The sequence below is a fragment of the Sphingobium sp. OAS761 genome, from assembly GCF_024168485.1.
Taxonomy (GTDB): domain Bacteria; phylum Pseudomonadota; class Alphaproteobacteria; order Sphingomonadales; family Sphingomonadaceae; genus Sphingobium.
Window position 1 is genome coordinate 77,871 of sequence record NZ_JALJVY010000015.1, and the last position, 11,822, is coordinate 89,692.

At 64.5% G+C, this 11,822-nt stretch carries 10 protein-coding genes and 1 riboswitch; of the genes, 8 read left to right on the forward strand and 2 right to left on the reverse strand.

Annotation, left to right across the window (positions count from 1 at the left end):
- Nucleotides 1-42: 42 nt before the first annotated feature.
- Entirely contained in the window at nucleotides 43-363 is a 321-nt protein-coding gene (locus tag J3E64_RS18280; RefSeq protein ID WP_253344477.1) for a hypothetical protein, read from the reverse strand.
- Between the two features lie 229 nt (nucleotides 364-592).
- On the opposite strand from J3E64_RS18280, the gene J3E64_RS18285 reads away from it, so the two are divergent.
- On the forward strand, nucleotides 593-724 hold the full coding sequence (locus tag J3E64_RS18285) for a copper-binding protein (RefSeq protein ID WP_253344478.1): 132 nt from the start codon (nucleotides 593-595) through the stop codon (nucleotides 722-724).
- Nucleotides 725-761: 37 nt separating this feature from the next.
- Here J3E64_RS18285 and J3E64_RS18290 read toward each other — a convergent pair whose 3' ends face one another.
- On the reverse strand, nucleotides 762-1,160 hold the full coding sequence (locus J3E64_RS18290) for a helix-turn-helix domain-containing protein (protein ID WP_253344479.1): 399 nt from the start codon (nucleotides 1,158-1,160) through the stop codon (nucleotides 762-764).
- 77 nt (nucleotides 1,161-1,237) lie between these two features.
- Here J3E64_RS18290 and J3E64_RS18295 point away from each other — a divergent pair, with 77 nt between their 5' ends.
- The 7 genes from J3E64_RS18295 to J3E64_RS18325 form a co-directional block, all read left to right on the forward strand.
- Entirely contained in the window at nucleotides 1,238-1,894 is a 657-nt protein-coding gene (locus J3E64_RS18295; protein WP_253344490.1) for a cation transporter, read from the forward strand.
- Nucleotides 1,895-1,911: 17 nt separating this feature from the next.
- Nucleotides 1,912-2,247, forward strand: coding sequence for a hypothetical protein (locus J3E64_RS18300; RefSeq protein ID WP_253344480.1), 336 nt, complete (start codon nucleotides 1,912-1,914; stop codon nucleotides 2,245-2,247).
- Nucleotides 2,248-2,304: 57 nt separating this feature from the next.
- Entirely contained in the window at nucleotides 2,305-3,570 is a 1,266-nt protein-coding gene (locus J3E64_RS18305; protein WP_253344481.1) for a TolC family protein, read from the forward strand.
- Nucleotides 3,567-4,694, forward strand: a complete 1,128-nt coding sequence (locus J3E64_RS18310) for an efflux RND transporter periplasmic adaptor subunit (RefSeq protein WP_253344482.1) — start codon at nucleotides 3,567-3,569, stop codon at nucleotides 4,692-4,694. Before J3E64_RS18305 ends, J3E64_RS18310 begins: the two co-directional genes overlap by 4 nt.
- 3 nt (nucleotides 4,695-4,697) lie before the next feature.
- Nucleotides 4,698-7,913: an efflux RND transporter permease subunit gene (locus J3E64_RS18315; protein WP_253344483.1), complete on the forward strand. Its 3,216-nt coding sequence runs from the start codon at nucleotides 4,698-4,700 to the stop codon at nucleotides 7,911-7,913.
- A gap of 403 nt (nucleotides 7,914-8,316) precedes the next feature.
- Nucleotides 8,317-9,225, forward strand: a complete 909-nt coding sequence (locus tag J3E64_RS18320) for a cation diffusion facilitator family transporter (protein WP_301287358.1) — start codon at nucleotides 8,317-8,319, stop codon at nucleotides 9,223-9,225.
- A 204-nt stretch (nucleotides 9,226-9,429) separates the two neighbouring features.
- A riboswitch (cobalamin riboswitch) is annotated at nucleotides 9,430-9,673 on the forward strand.
- A 178-nt stretch (nucleotides 9,674-9,851) separates the two neighbouring features.
- A partial coding sequence (locus tag J3E64_RS18325; protein WP_253344484.1) for a TonB-dependent siderophore receptor occupies nucleotides 9,852-11,822 on the forward strand: 1,971 nt, incomplete at its 3' end.

Sequence of the window (11,822 nt, forward strand, 5' to 3'; positions counted from 1 at the left end):
CGACTTGCTGATTAAGTCAGTCGAGCACGCCCTTGGTGGCTCTTAATAGCCCCAATTGTCATAATAGCGCGAGCGCCACGCATCTCGGCGATGTTCTTGGCGATGCTGACGCTCAATTCGATAGTCGGCGCGATCATGCTGATAATCCAGTTCACGATGCAATTGCCGATGCTCGCGCCGACTCAGACCTTCCTCATGGGCGTAGGCATGCTCGTCCTCCAGCCTGTCATGCACATTGTCATGCCGATCTTCGAGCCGATCATGTTCGCTGGCATGGCGATCATATTGGTCGTGAGCCGCCACCGGTACGGCAAACCCTGCAACCGCTATGCTTCCTAATAAAACAATCGTCCACTTACGCATGACAGACCCTCATCTTTCTTCGGCAGAACAAGAATATCGTCCGTCGCATGAACCCAAAATGAGGGCAGCTTGCAGCATATATTCAGTCGCAATCACATCCGCGGTAGCATTCCATCAGTCGGCGATTTTCGACACAGCCGTCCTGCGGCACCCTGCTCAGCTGCAAGATTGCGATTAGCCGCACAGACCAATACCGCAACGAACGCCGCCGCGAGCGATGAGCGGCGACATGGACAAGATGGCGATGGCCTTCAAGGCCGCGCCCGCGCTCATCGACAGCGTGAAGGTCGGAGACGAGGTCCATTTCGACCTGAAGCTGGAAGGCAGCGGCGGCGAAGTCACCGCGATCAGCAAGAAATGAGTTGACCGGGGCACGGGCCGCTTGAGCCCGTGCCCCCTCAAACCTCGGCGGGCGCGAGCGCGCCGATGATCCGGCAGTCCGCGATCGTACCCTGGTCGCACTGCTCGATCAGGCTCCCCAACTCCCGCTTCAGCGCCAGCAGGTCAGCGATCTTCTCTTCGACCGCCTTGAGCTGTGCGCGCGCAATCTCATCGACAGCGCAGCATGACCGGCTGCGATCATCGGCAAGATCAAGCAGCGTGCGGACCTGGTCCAGCGAAAAGCCAAGATCCCGCGCGCGGCGCACAAAGCTGAGCCGGTCAACATCATCCTGGCCATAGGCGCGGTAGTTGCCCGCCGTGCGCTCGGGCGGCGCCAGAAGTCCGATCTTTTCATAGAAGCGGATGGTCTCGATCTTGATGCCCGTCGCCTTGGCCAGCTTGCCTCGCGTGATCATCTGCCTGCCTCTTGACCCTGTACTTGCTACAGGGTGCATATAGGAGATCGACTCGCAGAAAAGAAAGCTTCGCCCTCATGGCCTGTTCCAGCTGCGCGGCCGATAAAGCCGACCATACCAACAGCCCCGCGTGGCGCCGCGCCTTGTGGATCGCGCTGGCGGTGAACGTGCTGATGTTCGGTGCGGAACTGACCGCCGGCCTCCTCGGCGGCTCGAAAGCCCTGCAGGCGGACGCGCTCGATTTTCTCGGCGATGCCGCCAACTATGCGATCAGCCTGGGCGTCGCAGGCCTCGCTCTTGCTTGGCGTGCGCGCACCGCGATGGTGAAGGGTGCGACGATCTTCAGCTTCGGCCTTTATGTGCTGCTGAGCGCGCTCTGGGCGTTCTCGCACGGCACCCATCCGCAAGCCGAGGTGATGGGCATTGTCGGCTTTGCGGCGCTGGTCGCCAATGGCGGGGTGGCCCTCATGCTCTATCGCTTCCGGACGGGTGACGCGAACATGCGCTCGGTGTGGATCTGCTCACGCAATGATGCGATCGGCAACGTCGCGGTGCTGCTGGCTGCGCTGGGTGTCTTTGGGACCGGATCGGCCCTGCCCGACATTATCGTAGCGGGCATCATGGCAGCGCTTGGACTTTGGGGCGGCGCGCAAATAATCCGCCAGTCGTCCACAGAAATGCGCTCTGCTCACTCCATGACTGCACCGCTTTCCTTTCGGCGCGCGATGAAATAGGGACTTCCAGCAAGTTGATGATCCGGCTGCTCTCCCTTTTCGCGTGTTTCGCCCTTATGCTGTCCTTCGTGTCGGCATCGGTTGCTCATGCCATGGAGCCAGTCGGTTGCATCGATGCCAACCAATCGGCTGCGGCCGGTCACAGCGAAGGCGATGCGGACCAGGTTCCCGCCGATAGCGACAAGGCCTATCCGCATCATCACGGCGGCTGTCATGGTCATCATGTCGCGGCAGCTCTTCAGGATGCCGAACTCGCTAACGCTTTTGCCGGACAGCGCATTCGGTTCGGATGGGCGTCGCCCGTGCGCGAGGCCACACCCGTTCATGCCGAGCTGAGACCTCCGATCGCCTGACCTCTGACGCTCGGTTCGCAGGCCGCGAACCGCTGTCTTTGGATCAGGAGTTTTCTCATGAATCGTTTGCTAGCGGCGCTGCTCGCGGCGGCGTCGTGCGCTGGCATGGCGCAGGCGCAGAGTGCAGCGCCACCAGAGGCGCAGGCGCCTTTGACATTGAATCGCGCGCTCGATCTCGCCGGCGCGAGCGCGCCGTCGCTCGACGCGGCGGCGGCCGGAGTGCGCGCTGCGCAGGCCGGACGCGCCGTTGCCGCTTTGCGCCCCAATCCCAGCGTGACGGTCGAAGCTGAAAATGTCGTCGGAACCGGCATCTACGCCGGGACGCAGAGCATGGAAGCAACGTCCTCACTCGCCCTGCCACTCGAGCTCGGAGGCAAGCGATCCGCCCGAATGGCGGTGGCCAGCGCGAAACTCGACCGCGCTGCTCTGGAACAGGCGATCGTCCAGACCGATCTGCGGTTCGCGGTGACGAAAGCCTATGGGGAAGCCGCTGCCGCCGATCGCCGGCTTGGCAACGCGCGCGATCAGCTCCGCATTGCCAATGAGGCGTTTCGGGCCGCCGACGTTCGGGTCCGGGCAGGCCGCGCATCGCCCATCGAGCAACAACGGGCGGACGTGGCGAGAATCAACGCAGCGGCCGCCCTGGAACGCGCCGAGCGCTCGGCCGAGGTTGCCCGTTTCACGCTCGGCCAGCGCATCAATCAACCCGTGACCGGTCCGTTCGACCAGAGCTGGTTCGATCGGATCGAGAACCGCTACGGTCCGCTGTTCCCACAAGATCCGGCGGGCACGCTCGCGCTCGCTGCGGCCGAGGCCGATCTTGTCACGGCCACCGCCCAGGTACGCCTTGCTGACGCACAGCGCGTTCCCGACCTGACCGTCAGCGCAGGCGCCCGCCGCCTTGAAGCGACCAACGACACCGCCGCCGTGTTCAGCCTTTCGATTCCTCTGCCCTTCTTCAACGGCGGCAAAGCCGCCCTCGATCAGGCCCATGCCGAACGCCTGCAGGCAGAGGCGCGCAAGCGCGTCACTGCGCTCGATGTCGCCCAGGCCATGGCCGAGGCGCAAGCCGAACTCGCCAATGCTGCCACCAGCGCAGCCACCGCGACCGGTCCCGCCCTCGCGGCGGCCGAGGAGGCGGCCCGGATCGCGCGGATCGGCTACCGCGAAGGCAAGTTCAGCCAGCTCGACCTGCTCGATGCCGAACGGACGCTGGCCGAAACCCGATCGAACGCGATCGACGCCCTTCTCGCTTACCACAATGCCCAGGCGCAGCTGGAGCGATTGACCGTTCGCGCGCCGCAACAGGGAGACAAGCCATGAAATTCGTCATGCGGGCCATAGCGCCCGCTGCCCTCGGGCTCCTTCTGACCGCCTGCGGCGGCGATCCGGCCGAGCAGGGCCATGCCAAGGACGAAGCCCATGCGGGAGAAGAGCGGCTTATCCGCCTGACCCCGCAACAGATCGCGGCAGCGCGGATCGAAGTGGCCCGGCCAGACACCGGCGGCGCGGGCGCCATCACCCTCCCCGCGACGATCGAGGGCGACCCGCAGGGCACGCAGGTGGTTTCCGCCGCGATCGGCGGGCGTGTGGTTTCGCTCACCCGCAATCTCGGACAGTCGGTGGGAAGGGGCGAGACGCTCGCCGTGATCGAGAGCCGCGAGGCGGCAACGCTCAAGGCCGAAGTCGAGGCGGCCCGGGCACGCCTCGCACTCGCCCAATCCAATCTTCGCCGCGAACAACGCCTGTTCGCTGAACGCGTGTCGCCCGAGCAGGATCTCATCGCGGCTCGGACAGCCGCGACCGAGGCGAGTATTGCCTTGCGTCTCGCCCAGCAGCAGGTCTCGGCGGCCGGGGGCGGGGGCGGCGGGCTCAACCGCCTTGCCATTGCCGCACCGCTGAGCGGGCAGGTGATTGCCCGCAGCGTGACCCTCGGCCAGACCGTCGCAGCCGATGCCGAACTGTTCCGCGTCGCCAACCTCTCCCAGCTTTCGGTCCGCCTTTCGCTCTCACCGGCAGATGCTGGTCGCGTCACGCCCGGATCGGCCGTGACTATTAGCGCGCCGGGCCGGAAGACGTCCGCCCGGGTGAGCTTCGTTTCGCCTGTCCTTGATGAAACCACGCGCCTCGTGCCCGTGGTCGCCATCATCGACAATCGCGCGAGCCAGTGGCGCGTTGGCGAGCCGGTCACCGCCGCCATCAGCGTGGCGGGCGGCACCGGCGGCATTCTCGTGCCCGGAGAGGCTGTCCAGACGGTGGAAGGCCGGCCCACGGTCTTCGTGCGCGTCGCGCAGGGCTTCAAGGCCACGCCGGTCACATTGGGCCAACCCAGCGGCGAGGCCGTGACGATCCTCTCGGGCCTCACCGGGCGCGAGCAGATCGCGGTCACCAACAGCTTCACCCTCAAGGCCGAGCTCGGAAAGGGCGAGGCGAGCCATGAGGACTAAGCCATGATCGAGCGTATCGTCACCTTTTCGGTCGAGCGGCGCTGGTTCGTGCTGCTCATGACCCTCATCGCGGCAACGATCGGAGGCTGGGCGCTCAGCCGCTTGCCCATCGACGCCGTTCCCGACATCACCAATAACCAGGTCCAGGTGAACATCCGCGCACCAGCGCTCTCGCCCGAATTGGTCGAGAAGCAGGTCGCCTTCCCGATCGAGACAGCGCTCGCCGGGGTTCCGGGCCTGGAATATACCCGGTCGCTGAGCCGCAACGGCTTTGCCCAGGTGACGGCGGTTTTCTCGGATTCGACCGACATCTTCTTCGCCCGCGCGCAGGTCGCGGAACGCCTCCGCAGTGCCGAGGGAAGCCTTCCCGATGGCGTCACCCCCGAGATGGGACCGATCGCGACCGGGCTCGGCGAGGTCTTCATGTGGACGGTGCATCTTGCCCATCGCAAGGAAGACCGGCACCGGCCGGGCGAACCCGGCATCCAGCCCGATGGAAGCTACATCACCCCTGAAGGCGAGCGGCTTGTCGGCCAGGCCGATCAGGCCACCTACCTGCGCACCGTCCAGGACTGGATCGTCTCGCCGCTGCTGAAGAATACCCCCGGTCTTGCCGGCGTCGATGCGATCGGCGGCCATGTGAAGCAATATCAGGTTGCGCCCGACGTCCAGCGGCTCGCGGCCCTGAATCTCAGCCTCACTGACCTCGCAACCGCGCTTGAGGATAATAACAGCGCGGTGGGCGCCGGCGTCATCAACCGCAACGGCGAGGGCCTTGCGGTCCGATCGGACGGCCGCATCCGCAATGCCAACGATCTCGGCCGGACCGTCATCGCCACGCGCGAAGGCGTGCCGATCCTGCTGAACCAGGTGGCAACCGTCAAAACCGGCCAGGCCTTGCGCATGGGCTCGGCCTCCGAAAACGGCCGCGAGGTCGTCGTGGGCACCGCCGTCATGCGGATCGGCGAAAACAGCCGCACGGTGGCCTCGGCGGTTGCCGCTCGACTCGAGGAGATCAACGCCTCCTTGCCGACCGACGTCATCGTCGAGCCGGTCCTCGACCGCACGGCGCTGGTCAATTCCACCATCACGACCGTCGCAAAGAATCTGAGCGAAGGCGCGCTGCTAGTCGTCGTCGTGCTGTTCGCGCTGCTCGGCAATTTCCGCGCGGCGCTGATCGCCGCGCTCGTCATCCCCATCACGATGCTCCTCACCAGCTTCGGCATGCTGCGTGGCGGCGTTTCGGCAAACCTCATGAGCCTTGGCGCGCTCGACTTCGGTCTCATCGTCGATGGCGCCGTGATCATCGTCGAAAATGCGCTGCGCCGGATCGCCGAGCGCCAGCATCACAGGGGCAGAACTCTCGATCTTGAGGAGCGCCTGTCCGCCGTGAGCGCGGCCGCGCGCGAGATGATCCGTCCGTCCGTCTATGGCCAGGCGATCATCATCCTCGTCTATGTGCCGCTGCTCACCCTGAGCGGGGTTGAGGGCAAGACGTTCACGCCGATGGCCCTGACCGTCATCCTCGCGCTCGCCTTCGCCTTCATCCTGTCGCTCACCTTCGTGCCCGCCATGCTGGCGATCTGGCTGTCGAAGCCGGTCGAGGAAAAGGAAGGCCGCATCATGGTCTGGCTCAAGCGGCGCTATCAGCCCGGCCTTGAAGCCGCGATGCGTCGGCCGAGCCGGACGCTCAGCTTCGGGTTCGGCGCGTTCGTCATCGCGATCGCCGGCTTCATGGCGCTCGGACAGGAATTCCTGCCGCAGCTCGACGAAGGCGACATCCTCGTGCAGGCGGTGCGCGTTCCCGGCACGTCGGTCGAACAGGCCCAGGCGATGCAGTTCGATGTCGAACATGCCATCGCGCGCGAACCCGAAGTGAAGTTCGTCTTTTCCAAGACGGGCACGGCCGAACTGGCGTCGGATCCCATGCCGCCCAACGCGACCGACACGTTCGTCATCCTGAAGCCGCGCGATGCGTGGCCCGATCCTCATCTTGCCAAGGCCGAGCTGGTCGAGCGGATAGAGAAGCGCCTCTCGCTGCTCCCTGGCAATGCCTATGAGATCACGCAGCCAATCCAGATGCGCTTCAATGAGCTGATTGCCGGCGTTCGCGGCGATATCGCAATCAAAGTCTTCGGCGATGACTTCGACCAGATGAGCGGCACGGCGGACCGGATCGCCGCGACCCTGCGAACCATCGAGGGGGCAACCGACGTGCGGGTCGAACAAACCGAGGGCCTGCCGATGCTCGACGTTCGCCCGAACCGCGACGCCATGGCGCGGCTCGGCATCAGCGCGCGCGTGCTTCAAGACACCCTGTCCGCGGCAATCGGCGGCCGCGATGCCGGGATGATCTTCGAGGGCGACCGGCGCTTTACGGTCACGATCAGACTGGGAGACGAAGCGCGAACCAATCTTGAGACGCTGGGGCAGGTGCCTGTGCCCACGCCAGGCGGCACCTTCGTGCCGCTGGCAAGCGTCGCCACCCTCGCGGTCGTCGACGGTCCCAACCAGATCAGCCGGGAGAATGGCAAGCGCCGCATCGTCGTTCAGGCCAATGTACGCGGCCGAGACGTGTCGGGCGTTGTTGCCGACGCCCGGGCCAGGATCGCATCCGACGTGCGGCTTCCGGCCGGAACCTATCTCGAATGGGGCGGCCAGTTCGAGAATCTGGCCTCGGCGCGCGAGCGCCTTCTTCTGGTCGTCCCGGCCTGCTTCGCGCTGATCATACTCCTGCTGTACGGTGCGCTCGGCAGCGTTCGCGAGGCGGCGATCGTCTTCACCGGCGTGCCTCTGGCGCTGGTCGGTGGCGTGCTTGCCCTTCTGCTGCGCGGCATGCCCTTCTCGATCTCAGCTGCGGTCGGCTTTATCGCACTGTCGGGCATCGCGGTGCTCAACGGCCTGGTCATGGTGACGTCGATCCAGGATCTGATGGCGCGCGGCATGGATCGCGGCAGAGCGGCGTTCGAAGGCGCCCTCGCGCGCCTGCGGCCGGTGGTCATGACGGCGCTCGTCGCCTCCCTGGGCTTTGTCCCCATGGCGCTGGCGACCGGCGCGGGTGCCGAAGTGCAGAAGCCCTTGGCAACCGTGGTCATCGGTGGCCTCGTTTCGGCGACGCTCCTGACCCTGTTCGTGCTGCCGACGCTCTACGCGCGCTTCGGACGCACGGAAACCGATGTGTCACCCTATGAAACCGCTCAAAACCCAGGGAGGTCATGATGCGACGACTGCTATTCGTCATTCTCACGCTGGCGAGCTCAGGCTGCGCTTCCTCAACCATCCTGAGATCGGATGTACCGATCGAACTTTTGCCAGCTTCGGGCGTAAGCTTTTCGGCATTGAAGGCAGTACGAAAGGGCGAAACGCTGATTGTCACGGGCGATATCCGGTCCGCCCGCCCATCGAGACTGAGGGGCCATGTGGACGTAGAGGGGCTGAATGATGGGCGTGTGATCCTCAGCTCCTCGTCAAAGATCATGTATTTCCGTCCTCTCCAACGGACAGGCCATTTCCGCGCACCCCTTCCTCTGGTCCAGTCTCATCCCGACGCGATCCGCCTCTCCTACGATGCAGCACGAAGGCATTCAGACGACTAAATTCCACTAACCGGCAGGAGAATAACATGCATGATCATTCGGCAGCCGGACACAGCCACGACCATAGCGCGGGCGCCAATGCCAAGATGCTGTCAATCGCCCTGCTTCTGACGGGCGGATTTCTCGTCGCGGAAGTGATCGGCGCATTTGCATTCAATAGCCTCGCGCTCCTCTCCGATGCCGGGCATATGCTGACTGACGTTGCGGCGCTGGTTATTGCGCTCATGGCGATCCGCATCGGCCAGAAGGCGCCCGACGACAAGCGCACGTTCGGCTATCGTCGCTTCGAGATCCTCGCTGCCGCTTTCAACGCGATGATGCTGTTCTGCGTGGCCATCTACGTCCTCATCGAAGCGATACAGCGGTTTCGCCAACCCGAACCCGTCGGTTCGACCGGCATGCTCATCATCGCGGGGCTCGGCCTGGTCATCAACCTGATCGCCATGCGCCTCCTGATGGCGGGCAAGGAGCGGAGCCTGAACGTCAAGGGCGCCTATCTCGAGGTCTGGGCGGATATGCTAGGATCGATCGGCGTCATTGCCGGCGCGCTCGTCATCCAGTTCACGGGGTGGACGCTGGTCGACCCGATCGTCGCGATCGGTATCGGGCTGTGGGTGCTCCCGCGGACATGGGTTCTGCTCAGGGACACGACCAATGTCCTCCTTGAAGGCGTGCCCGGGCATTTTGCATTGGGCGAGATTCGCGGGGCGATTGCAGAAGTTCCCGGCGTTAGTGGCGTTCACGACCTCCACGTCTGGTCGCTGGCCAGCGACGACGTCAGCTTGACCGCTCATGTCGAACTGGACCAGGCCGATGACGGCGAGACCGTCCGCGCAGCTGTCCAGACGATGCTGGCGCGGCGGTTTTCAATCGCCCATGTTACCATTCAGACTGAAGCGGAGCCCTGCACAGCCGAGGACCATCTTCATCCCTGACCGATACCCTGTCTGGTGACGCGGCTATTGTCGATCAACACGCAACGCTGCCGCGGCGCCGAGAGCCCGGCGGTCGCTGCGGAGCAGCGGGATCAGAAAAATCGGGACCACATTGCCAGCTAGGCCCCGCGCTCAGGACCAGCATTCGATACTGTCTTGCCGAACGGCCAACTGACCGTTATCGGGAGCGCCGTTCAGGACTGTCCTGAGCATGATCGCGCCGGTGCCTCGATAGAGGCTTAAAAGGGAACGCGGTGAGGAGGGCTCCCGCCCTCCAAATCCGGGGCTGTCCCTGCAACTGTAAGCGGCGAGCGCGATGCATATCGCTTCTCCCAAATGCGGGGAAGCAGCCACTGGGCCGGACGCTAACTCCTGCGAGGCCTGGGAAGGCCGTGCATCAAGCTGTGACCCGCGAGCCAGGAGACCTGCCAGCGTCTGGTCGCTCTTGCCTTGGTCCAGGGGATGGCCGCGGCACGGTGAACTCCGTCTGAGCGACGAACGAGCGGCGGGGGCCGCATCGGTTCGTGAGGCGGTCGCCCATGGCGTCCGGTCGCTTTGCGGACTGACCGTTCGTGAACGGCACGCCCCTGCCCGACGTCGAATGACGCCGACGGGGCTATTTTCTGATGACTATCGCACCTTCCTATACCTCTTTCCTGGCTCTGGCCTTCGCATTGTCGACCTCCTCCATGGCCACGATCGCTCATGCTGAAGAGGCGGATGACGGTACTTCTGCCATCCTCGTGACTGGCCAGCGCAACACGGCACTCGACGAACCGCAATCGACCGGCAGCCGGCTCAACCTCACGGCGCTGGAGACGCCAGCGAGCGTCGAAGTGCTGACCGGCGACCTAATCCGCGCGCGCGGTGACCTGACGATCGTCGATGCCGTCACCCGCGCCACCGGCATCAGTTCGGTCGCCAATCCCGGCAATGGCGGGACCGGTCTCGCCGCGCGTGGGTTCAGCGGCCAGGGATCGGTGATGATCCTCTATGACGGCGTTCGCCTCTATCCCGGCGCAGGCACCGTCACCTTCCCGACCGATCCGTGGACCGTCGATCGGATCGAGGTTCTGCGCGGCCCAGCCTCGGTGCTTTACGGACAGGGCGCAATCGGCGGCGCGGTGAACGTCATCTCCAGAAAGCCCAATAGCGAACGTACCGTTATCGATGCCGAAGCGGGCTATGGATCGCAGGATAGCTGGCGGATCGGCGCAGGGATTGGCGGGCCAGCAAGCGACACGCTCTCCTATCGCGTTGATGTCAGCCGCACCCAGTCGGACGGCTGGGTGGAGCGCGGCCGCTCGAAGGGATTGGCGATATCCGGCTCGCTACGCTTTGCCCCTGCCGAGAATTTCGCGCTGACCCTCTCGAACGACTATAGCGACCAGAAGCCGACGCGCTATTTCGGCACGCCGCTGATCGACGGCAAGCTGGACGATCGCAACAAGCGGCTGAACTACAACGTCTCGGACGCGGTGATCCATTACAAGGACAACCGGACGACGCTAAAGGCGCAATGGGGCATCGCCGAAGGAATCGATCTTACCAGCACCACCTATCGGCTGACCACCGACCGTCGCTGGCGGAACCTCGAAAGCTATTTCTGGAATGGCACGACGGGGCAGATCGACCGCACCGACTATCTGGGGATCGATCATGACCAGACGCAGATCGGCAACCAGACGAGCGTGGTCGTCAGTCGTCCCATTGGCGGGATGAAAAACGACCTCGTGATCGGCTTCGATATCAATCGCATCAAGTTCAAGCACAGCAACGATTTCTATCCGGGCGCTGCGGCGATACCCGACAGTCCGGTCGATCCGTTCGTTTTCACGCCCGGCCTGTTTGATACGACCGTGCCGGTCCTGCCGGCTTATCGCACCCGCACGCGCCAATATTCGCTCTTTGCCGAAGACCGGCTGGCGTTCACCGACCAGCTATCGCTGGTCGCCGGGATCAATTTCGAGCACGCCAATGTGAAGCGCTTCACCATCGCCACCAACGGCAGCGAGACACAGGCGCTCGACAAGACGCTGAGCAATACCACATGGCGGGTCGGGGCCGTCTATCAGCCGGTGCCGGCGCTTTCGCTCTACGCCCAATATGCAACGGCGGTGGACCCGCTCGGGTCTCTGGTCACTTTCTCCCCCAGCCAGGCGCAGTTCAAGAACACGACCGGCGATCAGGTGGAGGCGGGCGTCAAGGCCAGCTTCCTCGACGGGCGCGGCAGCTTCACCTTCGCCGCCTACCGGATCGTGAAGAAGAACCTCCTGGTGCGCGACCCGAACAATCTCACCAGCACGACGCCGCTTCAAGTCGGCCAGCGATCGGCGAAGGGCCTGGAGGCGTCGCTGACGCTCGATCTCCCGCAAGGCTTCGGCATCGAGGCCAACGGCACCGTGCTCGACGCAAAGTTCGACGAGTTCAACGCGGGCGGCGTTTCGTACAATGGCAACACCCCGCCGAACATTCCCGAGACGACCGCCAACCTGTGGCTGCGCTACGATGCCACCAAGCGGCTTCAGGCCCGCGCAGGCCTGCGCTATGTCGGCCGCACCTATTCCGATAACGCCAATGCCTCCCGGGTGCCCGGC

Excerpts from the sequence above, each read along its gene's own strand:
- J3E64_RS18280 (WP_253344477.1), bottom strand. The coding sequence starts at position 363 with ATGCGTAAGTGGACGATTGTTTTATTAGGAAGCATAGCGGTTGCAGGG.
- J3E64_RS18285 (WP_253344478.1), top strand. The coding sequence starts at position 593 with ATGGACAAGATGGCGATGGCCTTCAAGGCCGCGCCCGCGCTCATCGAC.
- J3E64_RS18290 (WP_253344479.1), bottom strand. The coding sequence starts at position 1,160 with ATGATCACGCGAGGCAAGCTGGCCAAGGCGACGGGCATCAAGATCGAG.
- J3E64_RS18295 (WP_253344490.1), top strand. The coding sequence starts at position 1,238 with ATGGCCTGTTCCAGCTGCGCGGCCGATAAAGCCGACCATACCAACAGC.
- J3E64_RS18300 (WP_253344480.1), top strand. The coding sequence starts at position 1,912 with ATGATCCGGCTGCTCTCCCTTTTCGCGTGTTTCGCCCTTATGCTGTCC.
- J3E64_RS18305 (WP_253344481.1), top strand. The coding sequence starts at position 2,305 with ATGAATCGTTTGCTAGCGGCGCTGCTCGCGGCGGCGTCGTGCGCTGGC.
- J3E64_RS18310 (WP_253344482.1), top strand. The coding sequence starts at position 3,567 with ATGAAATTCGTCATGCGGGCCATAGCGCCCGCTGCCCTCGGGCTCCTT.
- J3E64_RS18315 (WP_253344483.1), top strand. The coding sequence starts at position 4,698 with ATGATCGAGCGTATCGTCACCTTTTCGGTCGAGCGGCGCTGGTTCGTG.
- J3E64_RS18320 (WP_301287358.1), top strand. The coding sequence starts at position 8,317 with ATGCATGATCATTCGGCAGCCGGACACAGCCACGACCATAGCGCGGGC.